We start from the raw sequence: 22,757 nt of genomic DNA, 5'->3' as shown, positions 1-22,757 counted from the left end.
TTACTGAACCACTTCTGTCGTTGTGCCTGTGTTAACGAGGCCCTGTACTACATCTCGCTGGCGCGCCTGTTGTGTGCGTCGCTCCGGGGGCCCCCACCCTCCGCCGCCGGACGAGCGCACTTCAAGGCAATCTCCCGGCTGGATCTCGATGCCGACCTCTTTGGTTCGCAGCACACGTGGCGGCCGGCCCGCCGAGACCAGGCGGTAGTGATGCGGCGCCCCATCCTTGCCGCCGAGCAAGCCGCACGCGCCATGACGTGTGCCATCACCTGCGGTGTTGCCAAGTGCGGGCTTGCTGGTTTCGAAGACGAGATCGAGGTCGACGCCGAGACCGCCGCGGAATTGACCGTCGCCGCCTGAGTCGGGCCGAAACTCATGATGACGGAAGTGAAGGGGGAAGCGAGCTTCTGCGACCTCGATGCTGCCGAACTTGAGACCGCCGACGGTGTGCCATTCGCCGATGGAGGACCAGCCGTCACCGCGCGAAGAAGCGCCACCGCCCGGGCGCGCCTGGAACATATGCCAGATGAAGCTGCGCCCGCTGCGAGGATCCTCGCCCTGCACAGCGATGCGGAACCGCCGGCTCCAGCCAGCCATGGTTCGATCCGGACAAGATCCTGACAATGCCTTGATCACCGCCTCCACGATTTCGTTGGAAGGATGGCTGGTGCAGAGCGTGACGGGCCGGCCAGGATCCGCCCACACGATGGTGCCCTGCTTGGCAACGACGTTAAGCGGCCGCAGCGCCCCATCGTTTTTGGGAATGTCGGCGTCGATCAGATAGGCAAAGGCCATCACGACCGCCGCTTGCATATTGGCGTGCGACGAATTGACAAAGCTCGTACTCTGCGGGTCGGATTCCGACAGGTTGACCTCGATCTGGCTGCCTGTCTTCGTGACCTTGGCTGCAATCCGGATATCGTTGCGTCCGTGGCCGTCGTCGTCGAGGAAGGCCTCACCGTGGAACACGCCATCCTTCCAGGTTGAGACCACCGTGCGCGTCTGTTGTTCGGCGGCATCGAGGATGGATTCGATCGCGGCTTCGACCACCGGCGCGCCAAACTCGGCAAACAGCCGCCCCATCCGCCGCTCACCCATGTGCGCGGCTCCAATCATTGCAGCAAGATCACCGCGGAAATCGTGAGCGTTGCGCACATTCAGTGCCAGCATATCGAGAATGTCCTCACGCAGTCGGCCGGCCTCGTAGAGCTTGATCGGTGGAATGCGCAGCCCCTCCTGCCAGATTTCGGTCGCGCTGGGATTATAGGCGCCATATGTTGCGCCGCCGATATCACTCTGGTGCGCGCGCACGATGCTCCAGAACAGCCTGCGGCCGCCGTCAAAAATCGGTACGAATGCGGTCAGGTCGGGCAAATGGCTGCCGCCGTGATAGGGATCATTCATCAGAATGACGTCACCGGGCCCGACATCCTTAAAGCGCTCCTCCACCGCGCGTGTCGCCCAGGGCAACGCGCCGACATGGACCGGAATGTGGTCGGCCTGGGCGATCAGCCGGGAATTGACGTCGCAGATGGCCAAAGAGAAGTCCCGGCTCGAGTTGAGGATCTGCGAATAGGATGTGCGAAGCATTGCTTCGCCCATTTCCGCAACGATCGAGCTCAATCGATGCTGAACGACTGACCGCGTGATGGGATCAACCTTGTGGGCCATTCTTGCACCTGTTTCAGACTATAAATTCGCGGCGTGATGCCCCAATGGCCTCACGCGAGACTTACCAAGTTCCAAGGACTCAAGGGCGCGTCAGGTTTTGGACGCGACCTGGGCAAGTGCATCCGAGGCCGCGCGGACGATGCTCTCTATATCCGTATCCGTCATCGGCAGCGACAGCGCCATCAAGCCATAGCTGGCGGCGAGAATGCCGCGGTTGAGGAACTCCAAGTTGAACACACTTTGCCGTTTGGTCTCGCCTTCGCTCATGTAGGCCGAGCGATAGTCGCGGACCGGGCGTTCGGAGAAGTGCAATTTCAAGAGCGATCCAAGGCCGACCGCTGTGCCCGGCACGCCATGGCGACGAAATGCGTCATTGATGCCCTTTCGCACTGCCTCGCCGGTCGCGTCCAGCCGCGCGAACGCGTTGCGGTCCAGGAGCTCCATCGCCGCCAGCCCGGTGCGCATCGTGACCGGGTTGGCCGAGAACGTGCCGCCATGAGGCAATGCCGGCTTGCCGTGGCGCGGATCGAAAACGGCCATGATCTCCTTCTTGCCGGCGATTGCACCGACTGGAAATCCACCGCCGATGATCTTGCCAAGCGTGGTGAGATCAGGATCGATGCCCCACAGCCCCTGGGCGCCGTGATAACCGAGACGAAAGGATATAACCTCATCGAAGATGAGTAGCGCGCCGACTTTGCTCGTCGCCTGGCGCAGCGCTTCAAGGTAGGCCTTGTCGGCGGGTACGAGACCCGCGCGGTTCGGCATCGGATCGACCAGTACGCAGGCGAGATCGCGGCCATGCTCCCGAATCAGGGCTGACGGCAGCCTCGATATCGTTGAAGGGAATTGTTACGACGTCGGCGAGCACCTTGTCCGGTGTGCCTTTGGCATAGGCAACGGAGATTGGTGCATTGCCGCCCCAGTCTGCCGGCGTCGGATCGAGGCTTACCTCGGCATAATCGTAGGAACCATGGTAGGCGCCCTCGCACTTGGCAATTTTTGGCCGCCCGGTAAACGCTCGCGCCGCCTTCAGCGCCATCATCACGGCTTCCGTGCCGGAGTTGGCAAACCGGACCTGGTCGACAGATGGCAGCCGCGCCGCAAGCAGTTCAGCTAGATCGATTTCCGATTCGGTCGGCATTCCGAAAGCAGAACCGAGCGCGAGCTGCCGCGTCGCCGCCTCGATAAGCGCCGGATGGGCATGGCCGTGAATTAACGAGGTGAAATTGTTGATGCAATCGATCAGCTCATTGCCATCGACATCCCAGACCCGGCAGCCCTCCCCGCGTGCGGCATAGATCGGATAGGGCTTCATGAACACCGTCGTTCGGGTGTTGCCGCCTGGCAGGCTCGTCAGCGCACGATCGTAGAGCGCTTTCGAGTTTGAATTTGTGTCAGGATACATGTCGTTGTTTCCTTGAGAGATCAACGTCCCAAATAAGCTTCGCGGACGCGCGTGTTCTGCTTGAGGTCATCGTGCGTGCCTTGAAGAACGATGCGGCCCGTTTCCAGCACATAGGCCCGGTCCGCCACCGATAATGCCAGGACCGTATTCTGCTCGACGACCAGGATGGTAAGCCCGCTGTCGGCGATCTGCCTGACGCGCTCATAGACCTCTTCTGCCAGGCGCGGTGCAAGCCCAAGCGAAGGCTCGTCGAGCAGCAGCAAACGCGGCCGGGCCATCAAGGCCCGTCCGATGGCCAGCATCTGCTGCTCATCTCCGGACAGAGACCAGCCGAGCTGCTTGCGACGCTCCTTCAGGCGCGGAAACAGGTCGAACACTCGTGCGAGATCGTCATTGATCGGCTGGCGCCAGCGCCTCCAGTTCACGGTGGCGAGTGTGAGGTTCTCCTCGACCGTCAGGCCGGGGAAAATCCGCCGCCCTTCGGGTGCCTGAGAGATGCCGAGCGCGACGCGGCGGTCGCTGCCGAGCCGGGCAAGTGATGCGCCTTCGAATTCGATATCCCCGGACTTGACCGGATTAAGACCGGAGATTGCGTGCAAGAGTGTGGTCTTGCCGGCGCCGTTGGCGCCGATGAGGGCGACCGTCTCGCCCGGGCCAACCTCCAGTGTCACGCCCTGCAGCGCGACGATGTCGCCATAGGCGACCGTCAGATCGTTACACGCCAGCATGACGATAGCCTTCGCCGAGATAGGCCGACAGCACTGCGGGATCACCCTGGATTTTGGATGGCGAGCCCTCGGCAATTTTGCAGCCGAAGTTCAGCACGATGATCCGCTCCGCCAAGCGCATCACCATGCCCATGTTGTGCTCGATCAGAACAATCGCGATTCGATGTTTTGCCCTCAAATCCGTCAGACGGTCGATCAGCTGGTCAACCTCGGCGGAATTCAGCCCAGCGGCCGGTTCGTCGAGCAGCAGCACGCGGGGCTCGCAGGCGAGTGCCCGGCACATCTCGAGCATGCGCCGGTGACCATAGGATAGCGATCCGATAGGCGCTTGCGCGTCCACCACAAGCCCCATCTGGTCGAGCACGGCCATGGCCCGCTCGCGCAGCTCCAACTCGCTTCGGCCGCTTTGGATGGCCGCGCCGGTCATGACGTTCTCGAGCACGCTCAACCTTTCGAAGGGACGGCCGTACTGAAAGGTCCGGCCAAGCCCGCCGCGGACCCGCTTGTGCGTAGCTGCGCGCGTCATGTCCCATCCGTCGAGCAAAACCCTGCCCTCGTCGGGAAGGACAAGTCCGGTAAGGACGTTGAGCAGGGTCGATTTGCCGGCGCCGTTTGGACCGATGACAGCGACAAATTCGCCCTGCCCGACTGACAAGTCGATGTCCGAGAGTGCCGAGAGCCCGCCGTAGCGCTTGGCGATCCCTGTGGCCTGGAGCAGGCTCATGGGCGCGCCTCCTTTGCAACAGCGACCAATGCCAGCTTTTTGATACCACCGTCGCGGCGAATGCCACCCGGTCGGCTGATCCCGGCAAGGCCTGAAGGCAGGAAGACGAGAATGGCAAGTACAAAAACACCAAAGAACGCGAGATAGGCGGAGCCGAGGAAGCGCAACCATTCGGGCAGAAAAGTCACAAGCAACGCTCCCAGAATAGCGCCCACGACCGAGCCTTCGCCGCCGATCACCAGCATCGCGAGGTAAGTGATGGAGTGCGCATAGCCAAAGTCGTCCGGGGATATGAAGCGCATATGGAAGGCGAACAGGCTTCCGGCGAGGGCGGCATAGACTGACGAGAGGACAAAAGCCGCGAGCTTGACCCGGGAGACGTCGATGCCCGTCATCGACGAGGCCGTCTCGTCATCGCGTACCGCGATCATCGCCCGCCCAAGGCGTGAGACATGAAGGAGCGCAGCGATGGCGGCAGAAAGCGCCAGCACCACCAGAGCGAACCCCAGGTAGCTGCGCTCGTAGGCGAGGGCATGGCCCGCGATCGGCAGCTCGGGAATGCGGGAGACGCCGTTGGTGCCGCCGGTGAGCTCGATCCAATTGGCGGCGACGATGGAGAAGGAGACGTTGAGCCCAAGCGTCGCCAGCGCGAGATAGTGCCCCTTCAGCCGCAAGAGTGGAAAACCGATCGACAAGGCAAAAATCGCCGTGCCGGCAACCGCGACGGGCAGCGCCAGCCACGACCAAGCCAGCAGCGTGGTTAATAGCGCAACGCCATAGGCGCCCGTCCCAACGAAAGCCGCATGACCGAGCGAGATCAGCCCCGCATAACCGAAGGCGAAGTTAAGGCCCATGACAGCAATGGCCGAGATCACGGCAAGTTTGAGCAGCCGGAGCTGATAGTCGGCCAGCAGCATCGACAGGCCGAGCCCCACACTGATAATGATGGCGCCGAGCACGAGCGGAAAGCGCATAGACATTGATCAGCCCCGCTCCTGAATACGTTCGCCGAACACACCCTGCGGGCGCACCAGCAGGAACAGGATCATCATGACGAAGGAAATCAGGTCCTTGTAGGCTGAGGAAACGTAAGATGCCCCGAGCACTTCACTAAGACCAAGGAACAGGCCGCCGACGATGGCCCCCGGTAGACTGCCGAAGCCCCCAATGATTGTGGCAGCAAACGCCTTGAGCGCAATGGGATCGCCCATGCTGGTGTCGGCGAACCACATCGGTCCGAGCATCAAGCCGGCGACGCCTGCGAGCGTTGCGGCGAGGATCCAAGATAGCGCAAGCAGACGATTGACCTTAAGGCCCATCAGCCGAGCAGCCTTCATATCCTGCGCCACGGCGCGCATGCCGATGCCGAGTGAGGTGCGGAAGAACAGGAGCCACAGCAGCGCAACCATGAAAGCCGTGATAACCACCACAGCGACCGCGTGGGCAGAAATCGTTGCGCCGGCGATCGTGAGATTCACGCCATCGAGCGGCGACGGCAGTCGGAGGGGCCAGGAGCCGAAAGCTAGCAGCGCCGCGTTCTGCATGGTAATGCCGATCGCGACCGTGCCAATGATGATTGTCACGATCGGACTTGCGCGCAGCGGCAAGTAGAGCACCACAAAGAACGAGGCTCCGAACAGCGCCATCGCCAATAGCGCTGCGCCGTAGCCCACAGGCAAGGGCAATTGTGCATTGAGCAGCATAGCGACGCCCGCGAAGGTCCCGAACATCACGAATTGTCCGGCTGCGAAATTCACGACACCGGTTGCGGAGTAGACGATGACAAATCCGATCGCGGCGAGCGCATAGACGCTACCGATTGCTAGTCCATTGATGAGCAGCTGGATGAGATCCGTCATATCGTCCTGTTCTTATGCAAACCGGTCTGTCAGCGCCCGGCCGTCATCGGTAGAAGATTCTGCCCGCCGCCTGGTTGATTGCAGCGCCGCGCGCGCGGAACGCATCCGCGCGGGCGCCGCAACCAATGGTCAGTTCAGCTTGATGGTCTGAACCAGTTCCAGCGATTTGGTCCCGGCCTTGGATTTCACGACGGCCAGATCGAACACGCCGTTGCCCTTGGCGTCATATGAATAGAGATGGCCAATGCCCTGCCACCCATTCACGGCGGCAATCCAGTCCCGCAGCGCCTTGGGATCGGTACCTACCTTGCGTAGACCCTCTGCGGCCAGCATCGCACCATCATAATAGGCGAGCCCGTAGGGGTCCGGATCCGTACCGAACTTCGCCTTGAAGCGTTCGACGAAATCCTGCATGCGGCCACCGGCCGATGAATCGATGAAGGTGTCGACAACCCCCCATACTCCGCCGAGATCGTCCGCTGACAGCAGTTGTAGTGCTGCCGGAACCAATGCCGCCGAAGATGTCACCAACGGCAACTTGAGACCGAGCATCTTCGCTTGACGCAGCACCAGCGCACCGTCCTGCGGGTAATTAAAGATCAGAAGGACATCGATGCCCTTGCTACGCAGACCGAGAAGTTGCGCCGAAAAATCCTTGTCGTTCTGACCATAGGCCCCCGTGCCGACTACGGACACGCCGGCGGCCTCGAAACGCTCGGCTGCCGTCTGGGCCCCGCCTTGTCCGAAATCGTTCTGGATGTAGAGAATGCCGGGCTTTTTGGCCTTCAACACATTGAGCGCGCACTGCACCATGCCTTCGGCTGACACGCTGTCGGCCGGCCGCACGCGAAACATCCATTCGTTGCCGCCTTCGGCCACGACATCTGCCCCGCCAGCATAGAAGGCGGGCACCTGCACCTTCTTCAGCTCCGACGACACCGCCAGATTGTGTGTCGAGTAACTCGACAGGAAGAACAGCGACGGCCTGGTTTCCTGTGCGAGCTTGACGAATGCATTTACCGCCGTGCTGTTGGAGGCCTGAGTATCCTCGAAAACGATCTTGAGGCTGCGGCCGTTGATGCCGCCGGCTTTGTTGATGTCCTGTTCGGCCATCATCAGGGAGCTGTGATATTGCCTGCACGTGAGCGACAACGGTCCGGTCATGGGCACTGTGGCGCCGACGATGATCGGGCTGCCCTGCTCGGCGCGTGCGACTGCCATCCACGGCATTACGGTCGCCGCAAACAAAGCATTCAAAAACTCCTGCCTCGTCATCTTCATGATGTGCCTCGTGACGCTTCCCCGTTGCGGAGGCATGAAGTGTGCTACCCGCAAATCGCCATTGACTCTCGTTCCGTTTTCCGGAATAATATTCCGATATTGCGCGAAGCAAATGTGAATCTACTCGCGGAGTCAAGCGGCTCGAGGCACGCTTGCACAAACTTTCCGTCTGGAAGGCATACTTACCCTAATGACAATCTCAGATGAAACGGCGGGTCCTCTCGATCGCTATATGCAGGTGCTCGAACTCGTCGCGACGTTTCCAGGCGCGCTGACGCTGGCAGACGTGTCCTCGTTGCTTGATCTTCCGAAGACATCTGCACACCGGCTGTTGAAAGGCCTGGTGCGCGCTGGACTTGCAAAGGACAACGTCGGCGGGCGCGCTTATCAGCTCGGCGACCGCTTGTTGCGACTCCTGCACGCGACGGCAGACGATGGATGGATTGCCGCCCTTGCTCGCGGGCATCTGCAGCAGCTGACCGACACGACGTCAGAGACCTGCTACCTCACACGCCTCATTGGCGCGCGCGTCGTCGTGGCGATTTCGATTTCACCTGATGTGCGCTGGCGGAGCTACGTGCAGCCCGGGATCGAGATGCCGGTGCATGCAGCAGCAACGGCCAAGGCGATCATGGCCTATCAAAGTGAAGAGGTACTGGCCGAAGCGATGTCCACCGACCTTCCTCTGCTCACGGCGAACACACGCAATGACCGTGCATGGATCGAACAGGAGCTCGCGGCAGTCAGGACCCGAGGCTATGCTACGTGCATCGGAGAGATCGACGAAGGATTGGCCGCTATCGCGGTGCCCGTTTTCCTGTCCGATCGGCGTGTGTTTTACGCCCTCGGAATGACCGGGCCTCTGCAGCGGATCATGAACGAGCAACTACCGCAGCGTTTGGCAGCACTACGAACTGTGGCCGAAACATTGGGGCGATCGCTCTCAATTGGCGAGAAACTGAAATCAAAGGATACGTCACAAGGCTAATCGAACATGACTGCGCATGCTCGATCGCGGAACAATGACCTGCGGCTAGTCATCATCTGCTGGCCTAGCTATGGCAATCGGCACGCCTCCCCCGTCTCCAGCGCCGGGCAGAGTGTATAGAGGTGACGAAACCCGCCGCGTTGACCGCGGACGGGATCATCATCGAGGCGCTCGAGGATGGCACAATTGTGCGATACGAGTCCGTGACTCGGGCAGACAACGCCGAGCCGAACGATTTCAACAACGATGAACGCAGGATACAGCATGCCCGGCCGCATCGACGACGCCGAATATTGACATATCGCCACCGCCTGCGACGCTCATGCCAGGCCGGCATCGAGCTGGTGCCACCATGTTTACGCCGAAGGGCGGCGCGGGTGCCGGCGTCAAGCTCATCTCCTCGGTAAAGCCGTACTGGGTGCCGCCATATTCGACCGGCCAGTGCGGCGCGCCCCACCCCTTCTCTGCAAGGAACCCTGTCCAGCGCACCACGTCAGGCTTGGTCGCCTGCTCTCCGGCGAGAAGCTTTTCACGCATATCGGCCGGGACCGCGGTGCAGAAGAATGTCCTCACTTCCGCCCGGAAGGCGAGTTCGCTCTCAGTGAAACTCAGATCCATCATTGACCCTTTTAACAGATCCCGAATAAGCTCCGTCACTCACGCCGCCGCCGACATGCATGGTCCCGACGGTTTAGTTGCAGCGCGTATGGCCAGCGAGGCGCGCGATCTGCCGTCGCGATCGCTGCCCGACATCGCACTGCCGTTGACGTTGAACCTGACAGATTTGGTGCCGAGCTGGTCGTGGCCATAGATTATATGCCGGTGCAGCGGCCCGAACCGACTTCGGGAGAACCACTACAAATTTTGGAGGGATCTGTCAGATTGGAATTCACTTGAATGTGCTGCCCTGCTGAGGCGACGGCTTGCTGACTCGTACCGCACTCCCGCTCTGCGAAGTGTGGCATACAATTCTCGCCGAGGGACACTTACTGCTTGTAGCTTCTGCGCTGGGCCCAGACTTCCTGAGTAGCCAGGATCGAAAGCCCATCTCGCGCACGCGGCAGTCGGCCTTCTCCACACACGTCAGAACGGTTTGATATCTTTCACGAATAGCCGATTCCTTGCGGTGTGAATCGCACATTCAGTCTCCCACTGGAGCTGGGCCTGGTCGAGAAACAATGTCGACGGCAGCTCACGACTCTCGTCCACAAATCCCGTACCCACGAACTGCTATCACCCTCGATCGGAAATCAGAGTTGGACTCTAAAAGGCCTCCGGCGGGCATGCCGGAGGCCTTCTTGGAGGTTAACTTAGATCTATGAAGTCGCTATTTGTCTCCTTCCGCTGGCTTGACAGTGATTCACCAGTTGCGCTGGGCCCGGAGCAGCAGCGTCAGGCTGCCCTGGTCCTTCAGCTCATACGCAGTGCCGGGCTTGGCAATCGTCGACTGCAGCGGCAGCGTGACCGTGCTTCCGCTTGCATACTTCTGGTCAAGCATCGTGTAGGCGAGGTCGGCCGAGAAGGTCAGGTTCTTGACGGGCGTCCAGCGTGTGATCACACCGACAACCGAATAGTTGAAGTCGGGGTTGCAGCCGGCAACACCGCTCGAAAGGGCGAGGCCGGTAACGAACGCGCCGCAGAGGTAGCCCTTCGCCGTGTTGTTATACCGCACAGCAGCCCATGCACCGTAGATCGCCGTGTTCCAGTATGGATCCCAGTTGTGGGTGTAAGCACCACGGAACCCATAGGTCGTGGTCAATTCCTGACCGGCGCCAGTCACGAACACAGAGTCGGACAGACCACCGAGGCCAACGCTTTGGTAAGCACCCGCCAGACCGGTACCGCCGTAGATCGCGTAAGTGCTCGCCATCAGGTCCTGAAAATTGTAACGGCTTGCACCGTTCGTGTACACACCTGACACGTTGATCGTGTCACCCGCGCCCGTGGGGATGTTCTTGATCGACAAAGCCAACTGAGCGGCCCAGCCCCACTTGTCGCCCGGATGGCCCGTGGTCTCATCCGCACCGTAGTAACCAGCGTGGTTGTCGTGCGCGGCAACGGACGCCTGAAGGAGACCCCAGGCCTGATCGACGCGAACCATGGCCACGAGGTCCGGAGAACGTGATCCGCCGATGTCGTTGGCGCCATAAGCTCCGGTCGCGAGTCCCGCGACCGTCGCGCCGCTCACATTCCAAATGTTGCTGGTATAGTAGGCCACCTGATCCTGCGCCGAGAAGGCTGCGGTGATGCCCTGGCCGAAGTCAGCAGTATAGGAGAACTGGTTCACACCGGTGACCGTGCCACCGCCGCCGGGCAGACCATCGAAGTTGTTACCTGGATAATTGGTCCAGGGAGCAGAGAACTGCGAGACCGCTTTACCCAGCGTAAAACCAGCGAACTGGATGAATGCGTAATAGACACCGAGCGAACCACCGGCGATCGCGCCAGAACCGGTCGCCCCGGTATAGGCCGTCGAGCCGTTGACGGCAGTTGTGCCGGCACCCGTATAGCCACCCGATGTCCAGGTGAAGGTTGCATCGAAGAATGTGCGGACCACGCCATACTCGGTCGCAGTGCGTGTATCGATGGTCAGATCCTCACGGGAACGGGCCGTGTAGTAGTTGCTCAGGCGATTCTTCGCGCCTGCCACACTGCCGTTCGCAGTGTCATAGTTGCTATTGGTACCCAAGGCGACCTCGGCACGCAGGTAACCACCAAGCTTGATGCAAGTGTCAGTACCGGGAATGTAGTAGAAGCCTGCTCCATACAGCGAGCAGATCTTCACGTACTCCACCGCCTTGGCCTTTACAGGCAGATCCGCAGCCTGCGCTCCGCCTACAGCGATCAAACCCGCCGCCGCACCGAGCAATAGGCTCTTCACCATCTTCATAAGAGTTCTCCGAATTGTTTTTAGCCCAAAGGCAGCCTCCCAACTGATACGGAAGGGACCAACCGCCTTTGCCCCCAATCATTGTTGACCTGCAGGGCCCTCCTCGAACGCCGACTGATAGAGTGAACCAGCGGACGTCGCGGTGCGGATCATTCCGCCACTCGCACATTGATGTAGGCCGATTGCGTTCACAATCGGCGCGCAAAGTCTGTACGTATCGAACCAACACGCGCGAGCCCTTTGCAAGCGTGTTCTAGTCGTTTCACAATAGTACGCTTTGCACTATCTGTTCCCATGGGAGTACGTTTCGTACGTTGATCGCGAACTGACCAAGGCCGACCGAGTGGGAATGTTCATGCGCACACAGCGAACTGCGCAGGTCAATCCCGACTTACGATGCGCCGTTGAGTTTTTGAAAATGACTTCGGAGACGAATCAGACGATCAGGCGGCTTTGCTAGCTCGCTGGTGTCACAGACTCGGCGCGGCGTAAGTGCCTGAAATGAGTCGGTAACAGCTACATGCCTTTTGCGCGAGGCAGTTGCGCGCCTCGATCTGCACAACGCCACGCGTCTTGCGAATCAATTGCTGTTCTTCGAACCGGTTCAACGTCTCCGTTATCCCAGCACGGCGCAACCCCAGAACTGATGAAAGATAGTCATGAGTAACGGGAAGGACATTGGAGCCAACAGCATCACTGGCCAAACAGAGCCAGGATGCGAGGCGCTTTTCACTAGCGTGCCGAACGCCGCATAGGCCGGACTGAGCACAATGCACGCTCAGAGCTTGAACGTATCGACACAGACGTTCTCTGATATCGGGGTTCTCGTTCATAATCCGACGCAGATCCTCGACAAGGATCCTGTGCGCGTTTCCAGGAATGAGCACAACGGGCTGATGAGTCGGCAGATGTCCTCCTAACAGGAACGACGCGCCGATTGCACCCGGATATCCTATGACTGCCGTTTCGAGGATGCTTCCCGCCGCAACTATTCTCAGCGAAACAAGACCCGCTCCTACAAAATAGACGTGATCAAGATGCCTCTTTGGCTCCTGCAGAACCATTCGCTCTCTCAGGACGATAGGTTCTAGGAACTCCTCTATTGCCGCGAGGTCTTGCAGAGAAAGACTCCCCAATATCGTATTCTTGACAAAGAACCGCGTATTAGCACGCACAGTATAGGGTCTATAATACACTGGCTGCCCCCCGTACGCCCACTCGGTTAAGGGACTCCCAAGCTTCGACGAGCGGCTCATTAATCTTCGGCGAGACTTCCAATTTGTCCCTGGTCGTATCCGATCTCTCCACCTGATGAGGATCGAAGGCGGAAAGTCTTTTGAATGGTCGTGCGAAGCATCCGGCGGAAATTCTGGCGCTCACGTCATCTCCTGAGTGCCTCGATCAAGATATCGAAGCGCACCTGGCAGTATTCACTTTGCAGCGGATCAGTCTTTCGGCTTTGGACACACACATCTTGTCGATCGTTGCACCCGAGTCCTTGAGATTGCTCGAGGAAACGAATCAGGGTGGATGATGCTGCTTACGCGGCCCACAGCGATGGCGAGACACGCGCTCAGGGTCCGACTAGCCAGCGAAACCTTCGAACCTCTCGCTCGGTTACACGATCTCCAACTGAAGGCTTGTAATCGGTCGTGGTAATTGTGGGTGAACTGGGAAGCCAATACCAATTTCGGACACATCGACACCAGATCGGAAACGATGCACGCCGGCCCTGTTAACGTCAGAGCCAACGGGAATGAAGCATTACCAAGTCCTGGCGGAGTGACTCGTCCTGCTTTCAAGCGGCCCCAATCGGGGCTTCAATCAGGCAAGCTGATCGCAAGCCACTGTCCGGCGAAAGGCTATGAACCACACTAAGCTTGAACTTGAGACCCCAGCATGTACCGTGCGGCTTCCGGCAAGACCATGGCGTGCCGCGGACGAACATTCGCGGTTAGTTCAAGCCAATTGCGAGCAGATCGGTGTGGTGCGACCAGAAGAGAAAAAAGCCGCCCCTGACGGGGCGGCCAGTGATGTCCGTCGCGGGAGGAAAAATACGACGAACAACGCCAAACGGCTATAAGAAACGACTTGAATCCAAGCAGCTCTATACGAGCTGACGCGTCTCTATGAGAGATACATAAAGCGACAGTTCAAACCCTCAATCGTCCGCCGCGCCGCTGGAGAGGTAAGGGTAGCGATAGTCTTTCTGCGGGACGAACGCTTCCTTGATCGTTCGTCGCGACGCCCACCGGATCAGATTCCAGATCGACCCAGCTTTGTCGTTGGTGCCTGACATTCTTGCTCCGCCGAATGGCTGTTGGCCAACGATCGCACCGGTTGGCTTGTCATTGATATAGACGTTTCCGGCGGAAGAGCGCAGACCATGCAATGCGCGACCGATGATGCGACGATCGCTCGAAAATATCGCACCTGTGAGGCCGTAAGTACCCGATTGATCTATCTTCTCCAGAACAGATTCAAACTCGCTGTCGCGATAGACGTAGGCCGCCACGATTGGTCCGAAAAACTCCTCACGAAGCACTCGCGATCCAGATCGTCCGTTTCGATCAGGGTCGGTGCAACAAAGTAGCCGGTCTTGTCGTCACCACGTCCTCCGGTGAGGATTTTCGCGTTGGAGGATTTTACTTCCTCGAAAATCCGCATGTGCTTGCGCCATGCCCTTTCATCGATAACGGCGCCCATAAAGTTGCCGAAGTCGGCAACTTCGCCCACTTTGATGGTCGCAATTTCATCGCACAAAACCGTCTTCAGTGACGGCCACAAGAAGGCGCGTATGAAGATCCGAGATGCCGCATAACAGGCAGGTCGGCGATCAGCTTCCAATCGATCTTCTTTCTGTTCTTCGGCGTCCCGCGCTCTTCGGCATGGATCACCGTCAGGATCAGAGCGGGATAGCGCCTCTGCTTTCCGATCGGCGGCAGGACGCGAATCTTGCGATACCTGATCTTAAGAACGGCCTGGTCGGGATCGCCAATGCTGTCTTCTGACTTCGATGCGATGGAGCCCTTTGACGGCGACCTCGTCCATTTCGTCGGCGATCGTGTGATCGCCGTCTCCAGCCAAGCGATCGACGCAAGTCCTGATCAGGAAATGAGTTCCGATCTCCCACGCTGCGCAGAAAAGCTCGTAGATGTCACTCTCGCGATCACCAATATGGATGCATTGTCCCGGATGATCCAAGAGTTGCGTAGACTGCTTGAGATTTTCCAACCACCGGACGCTTTCCTTTTTCTCGATGGGAATCGGGGTCGGATTGATCTTCTTTTTGAGCGCTGCCGTCCCCTTGAATTTCTTCCGGGTCCAGAACTTAACGGCCGCCAACCCCAGCGGCACCCCCTCGACTGTAATCGCGAGGCTCGAATGCATCAGGATGCCGCAAACCGTGTGCGATCTGAGGCGACCTGCCTTATCCCGTCCACTGTTTATGCTCTTGGTGATGCCGATCGCTTCTGACTTCTCGCGTTGATAGCTGAACTCGGTTGTATCGTGCGGTACAAGAACGAGACCTTCAGTGGCGGAGGCACGATCACGTGTCGATTGGAAATGGCTGGCCAGAATGTCCGCTTCGCTGACCCGGTCGTTAGAGAAGAAGCGGTAAGCTGCCTTGGTATTCGCCCAATCCTGGCAGACGAGCGGAATGCTATGTCCCATGGCGCCTCCAATCTGCGTGAGCAGTTTGCGGAATCTGTCGCCGAGCCGCGCGTCCCAAAACTCACATCCACTACTCTCTCGATCAATCCAACATTCACCTTCCAAGGACCGCAAACAGCCTCTTGCCGATCGATCCCTTAATGTCAGCCGCATAGAGCACCCCTCGCGAATCAGGGGCTCAGAAAGGAATCACAAGTGATTCTTTCGATTCAAGATTTCCCCGATCAGCGGATCAGCCCGAGTGGTCAAAGTTATGGGTAATTGAAAGCCTCACCGGATGGTTACCATTGAACGATGCTTGAAACTCCGAAGCGCCTTCCACCTTGGAAAAACTTAGCGTGTAGATAAGAGAAAATAGGCCACCAGTTGTATCTTTCGGAGCAACCAACCTCCGAATCTTTGGATAAATGCTTCCGCATCATGGGAAATGCCTGAATAGCTTCCTTCCTCCAAAGGGGATCTCTGAGAAATTGAGATTCAGTTTGCACGGACTTGGTCAAGATCACCGCAAGAGACCGCTCCGATTTACGAAATGATTGCGACATCGACGCGCGTAGGTTAGCTCCCCCCGGAGAAGCCGAACTTTGCGTTGGCGCTCGCCGACATTTCTTGCGCGAAGGACAACCGATTAAGGACCAATTTTAAGACGAACTGTTGGGAAGTTTTTTTCGTTTCGTAACCCTTCGGATCGACCAGCAACCCTAGTGGATGACCCAACGTGATCAAAAAGCCTCGTCTGAGCCCATCCCGCGCCCCGCGTACGGATAAATGACAAGGTTCCGAAATACTACCTGAAGAACTGCTCTTTTGCCGCGCCCGCATACTTCTCTGAGGAGGTACCGCATTGGTGGCACGTCGTCCGATTTTGGCCAGGCTGACCCAAGCTCAGAGCGTCGCGAGGTCTGCTTCCTGGAGGTGACCCGAACAGGGCCACGCCAGCTAGAAGGCGGCCTTTGACCCATTGCGGTCATTCCGGTAGGCGCTCCTACGTCGCGCCCGAATCCGCCTCAAGACAGAGATTTCTTCACGCCCGCACCTTGTCAACTCGGTGCCAACGCCGCCAGTTCAGCAGTTGAGTTTCCAGTGACCTCCAGCGCGCGCAGTAGGCAAACAAACGCTTCAGGGATTAGAGAGGCTGGTTTCCCTTGTTCTTCGCTAAGCTTCTTGATGGCCCGCGAAATAGCAAGGCCATCAAAATCCACAACCAAATTGGTTGTGTCCCAGACAAAATCTTCCTCTGCCCGTCTTTTAGTTTCGAATGCGCCGCGAATGTCCGGGTATTTGTCGGTAAGCAAATCAACAAGCTCGTCCGATCGTGCTTCTGTTGGCCAGAACCCAAGCACGTCGACAGCGCCGCTGTCTGCATTCCGATGAATTCCAGTAAATACAATGTCCCTGCGATCAACCGCTAAGCTGCCGATCTCCCTGTGCAGCTCATGCTGAGCCGTCAGCGCAACGTCAAGCTCTCTGGGTCGAGGCATATCCTTTTCACCGCAATACCCGCTGTAGGACACATCCCATTCCAACGTTGCCAGCAGCACACTTGCACCTCTCTTTCGCAGAAGGGTTCTCCCATCTTTAGTCACTATTGCTATTTCTACACCCAGTGGATGGTAATTTAATGCACTCAAACTTGGGTGCGTACCTTGTAGCCATTTCGGAATGCGTTGCGCGTTTTCCTCGATCCGAATTCGGATGTGTTCTTTGACGCCTTCGTCTACACTCTTGTCCTCCAACATCACGCGATAGACGAAGTCTATCGGTGCAAGGTCCAGTTCAATCCCGTTGTCCGCAAATCTTGGCCCGCGAATCAATCGAAAGCGCATGGACGAGAAATGAGATTTCAGGCCGCGGCTCGTTCGTTGCGCGTTGAGACGGTCAAACGCCGTCCGCACGACAGCGTCGAGGTGGAGAGAATACTCGTCATACACGTGGGCAATCATCTGATTTCGTTTGAAGCAAAACTCAGCAACGAGCCCATCCCGCAGCGCTGCACGAGCAGTTTGCTTTAAGGGAGCCCCATGTGATTGGGCCACCGGCCCCGGCATAGGCATCCAACCCTTTTGCCGCTGCATCTGAGTAATCTGCTGAGGATTTGCGACAATTACACCCTCGCCACTGCGCAGCAACACGCTGCCTTTTCGCCAAAGGCCCTTAGGAGTAACGAGATCACAAGTGAGCTCATGGACGTGCGGCGAGGGCGGAAGGGCTATGACGCCATAAAGGCGGCCTTCAAATATGACCTCTTGATAGTCGATCGAAGGGACCTGGGGCGCACATCGGCTATTCACAATGTTCAGAAATTGCCTCTCGTGGAATTGCCCAAGTTGGACGACTTCATATTTCCTCGTTCCGTCGCTTAGCAACTCATCTCCGGCGCCAATTATCAGATGCGCGTAGTCGTGTGCGTGTCTGCCAGCAGTGTTGAAAAGCGAGATGATGTCTTTGGCAACTTCGTCGAACTGTTTCTGTTTCGCCTGACCTTCGAGCTCGTATTTGAACTTGAACTCAAGCTTCAACTTCTCCTTATCCCGCAGGTAACGCGCGAGGTCTTCCGAGCTAACACGGAGCTGCTGCATCATCCGCCTCCACTTCAAACATTATGTGCGAGATTCTGGGCTTGGCGGCCCTCCTCTGCAAGATGATTTTCTGCATCAGAGTCGGTTTGCCGGGTAGCGGACACAGTCACCCGAGGTGACAGTTGGCCCTTCAGCGACCTCGGGAGATGTCCGCTTTTCCGCCGCTGTTGGGGGTGAGCGGTCAGTCGCATAATGAGTACACGGCCTACACTAATACTCAGGCGGACCTGTTAGTCACGCGGGAAATCGCGAAAATATAACGACGACATCATAAAGAATGTCAGGGCGCAGAGTACAAGTGATGATAACGTCTCCCCTCTATTCTGCGGGGAGGCTGGACAGGAGCTTCTTCGTCACCTGAGAACGCCGGCCAATCCAATCCTGGCCCGTCTCTCAAGAACTGCTCGTCCACGACAATACCAATCTACTGAACTCTGAGCGTAGCTTACCGTTTGGCTAGCCGGTACAGTTTGCCCATTTACAAAGATACTATCGACGATCACACACCGGTTGGTTTTTGCGAGACCATTTTTCTGCGCCGGTTTTTTTCATACCCATATCCGACGCTGCATTGCACGCAAGCCGTAGCCGAAGGCTGCGACCCGCAACATTCTGACCTAGACTGCTGGCATGGAGCGCATAGCTTACTTGAGCCGACGCCGGTCGGATTAGGAGGAAGCTGCAAGCAACGAATAGGCATAGCCGCGTAAGGTCTATTCGCGACATTTTACCCTCCAAACCAAAACAAATGGACGCGGAACGAACGACAGTACGGCTCAGCCTACCATACGGGCCCTGAGACGCCTACTGGCGACAAGCATGAGTACTGCGAGCGTCCTCAGGAGAGGACCGATAGGCGCTCTCGACCGTGTCGGACACGGTATGCGCCAGAGCCATCTCGGGCATCTCATTGGGGTGGCCAGTCTGCTCAGTGCCCAACATCAATCGGAGGTCCTGAGCACCATCCACCGCCGCCGCCCAGACCCGAGCGTCGTTCATGCGATCAATCACCGCGGCCAGAGCGAGCCGCGCGGAGGGCCTCACTGAGTCGCCGTGTGCCCCTCGTCCGTGCAAGGCTCACGGCCAGCGGATGAAAGCGCAAATGAGCCAGTTTCGGGATGGATCGGGGTTCGCGTTCATACAACGCTCATGTCTCGTTCCTGAGTTCAATACTGGACACGCGCGCAGCTAATTTGGCCCTCACGACCTGTGTAAGCACCGGGCGCGTTGGCAGCGTTTGCAAAGGTCTGCACGGCGGCGCCTCCGGATCGTGATGCCCCACAAGGCCATCCCCGGCGAAATTCCCGTCAACCCGGCCTCGATCAATCCCCGGACAACCACGCAATTCAGATCGCCTCTCCGGTCCGGGGCTCCAATCCTGCCTCGCTCCGCTCCGAATATAACTTCGGCCGTTAAACGGACCAGGAGGGACGTTCAATGGACCCCGGTGGGACTGGCAGTTCCGGCCTCGTTCTCTTTGTCGGTCGAAGTCATTAGAGCCTGGTCTTTCGAAGACGTCAGGGGTTGTCGCGATCGCTTTTGATTTGCATTGCTTGCAATACTTGCAGGCACTGCGGAGGCAAGCCCCTTCGGAAAGAACAGGAGCACGACGATCATGGCCAGAGCAACCAGCATGAAGCGGCCTTCGGCGAAGTTGTTGATGCTGGCGAGCCCTTCCGAGATGAAGGTCAGGAAGAGCGCAGCAAATAGCGGTCCGTAGATACTGGAGGTGCCCCCGAGAAGTACCATGCTCAAGATGAGCGACACGGTCGAGAAGTCGAAGACCTCCGGCGAGGCAACGCGCAGATAGATGACGTAGAATCCACCCGCCAGCCCGGTGAAGAATGCACTTGCCACGAGGGTTTTCAGGCGCTGCCACGCAATCGGAATACCGCGGGAGACTGCGTAGTCGTCGTTGTCGCGCAGGGCCCTGATCGAGAGGCCGAAATCGGAGCGGACCAGCCAGCGCAGACAAACGGTCGTGGTGACAAGCAGAGCAAAGGCGACATAGTAGTAGCCGAGCTTGTGGTCGCGCAGGAAATTGTAGCCCGGCAGCGATATTGTCGGCACGCGCACCATGCCTTGCGTTCCTCCGGTCAGATTTGACTGATTGATCACAAGTTGCATTACAAGCTGGCTGAAAGCGAACGTGACCAGCACCACATAGACGTCCCGCAGTCGTACGACGGGGAGAGCGACGATGGCAGCAGCAGCGGACGCGGCAAACCCGCCGAAGAGCATCGCAACCCACGGATCAATCCCCAGAAGCTTTGCGGTCAGTCCCGTTGCGTAAACACCGACGCCGAAAAACGCGACATGGGCAAAATTGAAGATGCCGGCATAGCCAAGGCTGAGATCCCAGCTCGCTGCGACAATCCCGTAGACGAAGGAGATGATGAAAACATGCCGCAGATAGCTGTCCTGGATGAAAATCGGCACAAGGAGCCCTGCGACCAGCAGGACGCCAATCAGCCACGTCTTGCTGTTGCGGATCCTGGCATTGTGGAGGCCTATCATCAGCGCACCACCTTTCCGAGGAGCCCCTGGGGCCGAACGAGCAGCACCAGGATGAGCAGGAGAAAGATCATTGAGGGTGCCCAGTAGATGCCTACGAAAAACACAAGAGCCGCCTCGAGGATACCCATCAGATAGGCTGCGAGAATGGTCCCGCCCAGCGAGCCAAGCCCGCCAAAGATCACGATGATCAATGCCCTGACGAGCGGCTCGGAGCCGAACTCCGGCGTGAGCAGGCGGATCGAGCCGAGAAGCACGCCTGTGAGCCCGGCAAGGACTGCCGAGAGGGCGAACGTAATGATAAAAAGACGAGAGACGTCGATGCCGATCAGCCTGGCGGCGTCCGGGTTCTGGCCCACTGCTCGTATTCCGCGTCCTGTTCGCGAACGATCGAGGAAAAGCCAAAGCGCACCAAGCAATAATGGCGCCACGACAACGATGAGCGCCTCCTGCGCGGAAATCGTCGTTTGCCAGATTTGAACGTTGCCGGTTGCGACCGGAGATAGCTGCTTGAGCCTTGCTCCCCAGATCAGCTGGATCCCCTTCTGCATGAATATCATTGCGGCCAGGGTCGTCATGACAGTGATGAGCAGGACATCGCGATGGTCGTAGAACGGCCGAACAATGACCCGCTCAATCAGAATGCCTACTGCGATCATGATCGCTGCTGAAATGGCGATTGCTACACCCAATCCGAAATTGAGCCCGGCCGCGTCCGATACGGTCCAGGCGATGTAGGCGCCGAGTGTCATCAGCACACCATGAGCGAAATTGAAGATGCCAAGCGTGGTCCATACCAGGGAAAGTCCGCTCGCCATCAAGGCATAGCCCGAGCCGAGCACGATACCGCTGACGAGAATTGCGCTGAGGATGTCGCTCGTGATCATGCGCCCTCCGATCCGAAATACATGTCCATGATTTCCTGATGGTCGACCTCTCCGCTCCGGTTGATTTCCCGGCTGATTTCGCCGTGGTCGACAAGGTACATGCGTTCGACCAGGGACAGGATGAATGCGATATCCTGTTCGACGAGAAGAAGCGGAATGCCCCGCGACGATATTTCCGAGATTGCCCCGGCAAGCTCGTCCTTGAGCTTCGGAGACAACCCGAGCGTCGGCTCGTCCAGCATCAGCATGCGAGGCGCGCACATGAGCCCTGCGCCGATCGATAGCATCTGGCGCTCGCCACCTGACAACGTCTTGCATTGTTGCCGGCGGCGCTCGGCAAGCCGGGGAAACAGGTTGAGCACATAATCGAGGTTTGTCTTCAGCTCCTCCCGCGCGCGCGGCGTGAAGGCCGCAAGCTGAAGCGTCTCCATGATCTGCATGTCGGGAAAGAGGCGGTTGGCCTGGGGCACGTGAATCAAGCCGCGGGCAACGATCTTCTGGGGCTCGAGCTGGTCGATCGGCTCGCCCATGAAGCGGACCTCTCCTGCCCGCGGACGGATCACCCGAGAAATCGTGTTGAGAAGCGTTGTCTTGCCGTGGCCGTTGGGTCCAAAGAGCCCGACGCGCTCCTGCGGCCCGACGTGGAGGCTCATGCCGAGCAGCACATCGCAGGCATCGTAACCTGCGCGCAAGCCGGCGATTTCAAGCGCGTTTGTAGTATTGCTCAAAGTCTCGCCTCCCGTTTGCCGAGATAGGCTTCGACGACCTCCGGGCTGCGTACCACCTCTGCCGGACTTCCCGAGGCGATGATGGCGCCGTGATTGAGGATCATCAGGCGTTCGGACACGTTCAGGAGAAGCGGCAAGACGTGTTCGATGAGCACGACCGTGATGCCGCGTCGGTGCACGCTAAATATCAGGTCGGAGAGGCCAGATATTTCGGGCCTGGTGAGACCGGCGGCAGGCTCATCGAGGAGAAGCACCTTAGGTCGCCCCGCGATTGCAGAGGCAATCATCAACTGCTTGCGCTCGAAGACCGAGAGGTCGGAGGCGGCTTTCGACCGTCGGTCAACCGCCAGCGATACGTCATCCAGCGCCTGTTCGGCGGCCTCCCTCGCTTCCATCGAGGTCATTTGGGCGCAATAAGCGGCACTTGCATAAACGTTCTCTCGCGCGCTCAGCGTTGCAAACTCTGCATCTTTCTGAAAGGTGCGAAGGATGCCGGCGCGGCTGATCTGATGCGGGCTCAGCCGATGGATCTGCTTGCCGGAAAGGAGCACCTCGCCTTCGCTTGGGGGAAATGGAATCCCGGTGATAACGTTAAAGAGAGTGCTCTTGCCGCTGCCGTTCGGGCCGGCAATGCCAAAGATCTCGCCCTTGCGAATCGAGAACGAGACATTGTCGATAGCAACCAAGGCACCGAAGCGTCTGCTCACCTGACGTATCTCGAGCAGCGGCTTGTCATAACTGAGGTCTGGCATCGTGTGCTCTTCGCTCATCGCGGATGGATCAATCGACCACGCGGCGATGCCGCGCGGCCGCAAAGGTGCCGGT

20 protein-coding genes are annotated in these 22,757 nt (G+C 58.5%); 1 reads left to right on the top strand and 19 read right to left on the bottom strand.

The annotated features are described in order from the left end of the window. The 8 genes from GGD65_RS20045 to GGD65_RS20015 all read right to left on the bottom strand — a co-directional run bounded on the left by GGD65_RS20045 (position 1) and on the right by GGD65_RS20015 (position 7,671). A complete protein-coding gene (locus tag GGD65_RS20045) occupies positions 1–1,671 on the bottom strand; it encodes a hydantoinase B/oxoprolinase family protein (RefSeq protein WP_183236365.1) in 1,671 nt (556 codons plus the stop codon). Positions 1,672–1,761: 90 nt separating this feature from the next. Beyond that, positions 1,762–2,439, bottom strand: coding sequence for an aminotransferase class III-fold pyridoxal phosphate-dependent enzyme (locus tag GGD65_RS40785; protein ID WP_283813685.1), 678 nt, complete (start codon positions 2,437–2,439; stop codon positions 1,762–1,764). After that, positions 2,393–3,079 carry an aminotransferase class III-fold pyridoxal phosphate-dependent enzyme gene (locus tag GGD65_RS40780; RefSeq protein ID WP_283813684.1) on the bottom strand — a complete coding sequence of 229 codons (687 nt, stop codon included), beginning with the start codon at positions 3,077–3,079 and terminating at the stop codon, positions 2,393–2,395. Before GGD65_RS40780 ends, GGD65_RS40785 begins: the two co-directional genes overlap by 47 nt. A 20-nt stretch (positions 3,080–3,099) precedes the next feature. Then, a complete protein-coding gene (locus GGD65_RS20035; protein ID WP_183236411.1) occupies positions 3,100–3,807 on the bottom strand; it encodes an ABC transporter ATP-binding protein in 708 nt (235 codons plus the stop codon). Beyond that, positions 3,794–4,531, bottom strand: coding sequence for an ABC transporter ATP-binding protein (locus GGD65_RS20030; protein ID WP_183236364.1), 738 nt, complete (start codon positions 4,529–4,531; stop codon positions 3,794–3,796). The genes GGD65_RS20035 and GGD65_RS20030 overlap by 14 nt, the downstream gene beginning before the upstream one ends. Beyond that, positions 4,528–5,511: a branched-chain amino acid ABC transporter permease gene (locus tag GGD65_RS20025; protein WP_183236363.1), complete on the bottom strand. Its 984-nt coding sequence runs from the start codon at positions 5,509–5,511 to the stop codon at positions 4,528–4,530. The genes GGD65_RS20030 and GGD65_RS20025 overlap by 4 nt, the downstream gene beginning before the upstream one ends. 3 nt (positions 5,512–5,514) lie before the next feature. Next, positions 5,515–6,390 carry a branched-chain amino acid ABC transporter permease gene (locus GGD65_RS20020; protein WP_183236362.1) on the bottom strand — a complete coding sequence of 292 codons (876 nt, stop codon included), beginning with the start codon at positions 6,388–6,390 and terminating at the stop codon, positions 5,515–5,517. A 129-nt stretch (positions 6,391–6,519) separates the two neighbouring features. Next, positions 6,520–7,671, bottom strand: coding sequence for an ABC transporter substrate-binding protein (locus GGD65_RS20015; protein WP_183236361.1), 1,152 nt, complete (start codon positions 7,669–7,671; stop codon positions 6,520–6,522). A 232-nt stretch (positions 7,672–7,903) separates the two neighbouring features. Here GGD65_RS20015 and GGD65_RS20010 point away from each other — a divergent pair, with 232 nt between their 5' ends. Then, entirely contained in the window at positions 7,904–8,659 is a 756-nt protein-coding gene (locus GGD65_RS20010; RefSeq protein ID WP_183236360.1) for an IclR family transcriptional regulator, read from the top strand. 237 nt (positions 8,660–8,896) lie between these two features. Here GGD65_RS20010 and GGD65_RS20005 read toward each other — a convergent pair whose 3' ends face one another. From GGD65_RS20005 to GGD65_RS19955, 11 genes are all read right to left on the bottom strand, one after another. After that, positions 8,897–9,316 carry an acyl-CoA dehydrogenase family protein gene (locus GGD65_RS20005; protein ID WP_312017724.1) on the bottom strand — a complete coding sequence of 140 codons (420 nt, stop codon included), beginning with the start codon at positions 9,314–9,316 and terminating at the stop codon, positions 8,897–8,899. A gap of 703 nt (positions 9,317–10,019) precedes the next feature. After that, a complete protein-coding gene (locus GGD65_RS20000) occupies positions 10,020–11,549 on the bottom strand; it encodes a porin (protein WP_183236359.1) in 1,530 nt (509 codons plus the stop codon). 470 nt (positions 11,550–12,019) lie between these two features. Next, a complete protein-coding gene (locus tag GGD65_RS19995) occupies positions 12,020–12,613 on the bottom strand; it encodes a Crp/Fnr family transcriptional regulator (protein WP_246783353.1) in 594 nt (197 codons plus the stop codon). A 1,097-nt stretch (positions 12,614–13,710) separates the two neighbouring features. Further along, entirely contained in the window at positions 13,711–14,064 is a 354-nt protein-coding gene (locus GGD65_RS40775; protein WP_312017723.1) for an aldehyde dehydrogenase family protein, read from the bottom strand. Continuing rightward, on the bottom strand, positions 14,010–14,396 hold the full coding sequence (locus tag GGD65_RS40770) for an aldehyde dehydrogenase family protein (protein ID WP_312017722.1): 387 nt from the start codon (positions 14,394–14,396) through the stop codon (positions 14,010–14,012). The genes GGD65_RS40775 and GGD65_RS40770 overlap by 55 nt, the downstream gene beginning before the upstream one ends. A 123-nt stretch (positions 14,397–14,519) precedes the next feature. Continuing rightward, positions 14,520–15,377 (bottom strand): transposase DNA-binding-containing protein, encoded by an 858-nt coding sequence (locus tag GGD65_RS19980; RefSeq protein WP_246783352.1) that lies wholly within the window; start codon positions 15,375–15,377, stop codon positions 14,520–14,522. An 887-nt stretch (positions 15,378–16,264) separates the two neighbouring features. Beyond that, positions 16,265–17,806, bottom strand: a complete 1,542-nt coding sequence (locus GGD65_RS19975; RefSeq protein WP_183236355.1) for a helix-turn-helix domain-containing protein — start codon at positions 17,804–17,806, stop codon at positions 16,265–16,267. 1,431 nt (positions 17,807–19,237) lie between these two features. Beyond that, positions 19,238–20,320 (bottom strand): branched-chain amino acid ABC transporter permease, encoded by a 1,083-nt coding sequence (locus tag GGD65_RS19970; protein WP_183236354.1) that lies wholly within the window; start codon positions 20,318–20,320, stop codon positions 19,238–19,240. Next, positions 20,320–21,204 (bottom strand): branched-chain amino acid ABC transporter permease, encoded by an 885-nt coding sequence (locus tag GGD65_RS19965; protein ID WP_183236353.1) that lies wholly within the window; start codon positions 21,202–21,204, stop codon positions 20,320–20,322. The genes GGD65_RS19970 and GGD65_RS19965 overlap by 1 nt, the downstream gene beginning before the upstream one ends. Continuing rightward, positions 21,201–21,869, bottom strand: a complete 669-nt coding sequence (locus GGD65_RS19960) for an ATP-binding cassette domain-containing protein (protein ID WP_183236352.1) — start codon at positions 21,867–21,869, stop codon at positions 21,201–21,203. The genes GGD65_RS19965 and GGD65_RS19960 overlap by 4 nt, the downstream gene beginning before the upstream one ends. Positions 21,870–21,928: 59 nt before the next feature. Then, positions 21,929–22,684, bottom strand: a complete 756-nt coding sequence (locus tag GGD65_RS19955; protein ID WP_183236351.1) for an ABC transporter ATP-binding protein — start codon at positions 22,682–22,684, stop codon at positions 21,929–21,931. Positions 22,685–22,757 lie beyond the last annotated feature (73 nt).

Origin of the sequence: Bradyrhizobium sp. CIR18, from assembly GCF_014198295.1 — a bacterium.
GTDB lineage: Bacteria > Pseudomonadota > Alphaproteobacteria > Rhizobiales > Xanthobacteraceae > Bradyrhizobium.
Note: the sequence above shows the minus strand (reverse complement) of the source record. Positions and strands in the feature narration are given on the sequence as shown.

Bases quoted from the DNA above. Each gene is read 5' to 3' on its own strand.
- GGD65_RS20045 (WP_183236365.1), bottom strand. From the start codon at position 1,671: ATGGCCCACAAGGTTGATCCCATCACGCGGTCAGTCGTTCAGCATCGA.
- GGD65_RS40785 (WP_283813685.1), bottom strand. From the start codon at position 2,439: ATGCCGAACCGCGCGGGTCTCGTACCCGCCGACAAGGCCTACCTTGAA.
- GGD65_RS40780 (WP_283813684.1), bottom strand. From the start codon at position 3,079: ATGTATCCTGACACAAATTCAAACTCGAAAGCGCTCTACGATCGTGCG.
- GGD65_RS20035 (WP_183236411.1), bottom strand. From the start codon at position 3,807: ATGCTGGCGTGTAACGATCTGACGGTCGCCTATGGCGACATCGTCGCG.
- GGD65_RS20030 (WP_183236364.1), bottom strand. From the start codon at position 4,531: ATGAGCCTGCTCCAGGCCACAGGGATCGCCAAGCGCTACGGCGGGCTC.
- GGD65_RS20025 (WP_183236363.1), bottom strand. From the start codon at position 5,511: ATGTCTATGCGCTTTCCGCTCGTGCTCGGCGCCATCATTATCAGTGTG.
- GGD65_RS20020 (WP_183236362.1), bottom strand. From the start codon at position 6,390: ATGACGGATCTCATCCAGCTGCTCATCAATGGACTAGCAATCGGTAGC.
- GGD65_RS20015 (WP_183236361.1), bottom strand. From the start codon at position 7,671: ATGAAGATGACGAGGCAGGAGTTTTTGAATGCTTTGTTTGCGGCGACC.
- GGD65_RS20010 (WP_183236360.1), top strand. From the start codon at position 7,904: ATGCAGGTGCTCGAACTCGTCGCGACGTTTCCAGGCGCGCTGACGCTG.
- GGD65_RS20000 (WP_183236359.1), bottom strand. From the start codon at position 11,549: ATGAAGATGGTGAAGAGCCTATTGCTCGGTGCGGCGGCGGGTTTGATC.
- GGD65_RS19995 (WP_246783353.1), bottom strand. From the start codon at position 12,613: ATGGTTCTGCAGGAGCCAAAGAGGCATCTTGATCACGTCTATTTTGTA.
- GGD65_RS19980 (WP_246783352.1), bottom strand. From the start codon at position 15,377: ATGCGGCTGACATTAAGGGATCGATCGGCAAGAGGCTGTTTGCGGTCC.
- GGD65_RS19975 (WP_183236355.1), bottom strand. From the start codon at position 17,806: ATGATGCAGCAGCTCCGTGTTAGCTCGGAAGACCTCGCGCGTTACCTG.
- GGD65_RS19970 (WP_183236354.1), bottom strand. From the start codon at position 20,320: ATGATAGGCCTCCACAATGCCAGGATCCGCAACAGCAAGACGTGGCTG.
- GGD65_RS19965 (WP_183236353.1), bottom strand. From the start codon at position 21,204: ATGATCACGAGCGACATCCTCAGCGCAATTCTCGTCAGCGGTATCGTG.
- GGD65_RS19955 (WP_183236351.1), bottom strand. From the start codon at position 22,684: ATGCCAGACCTCAGTTATGACAAGCCGCTGCTCGAGATACGTCAGGTG.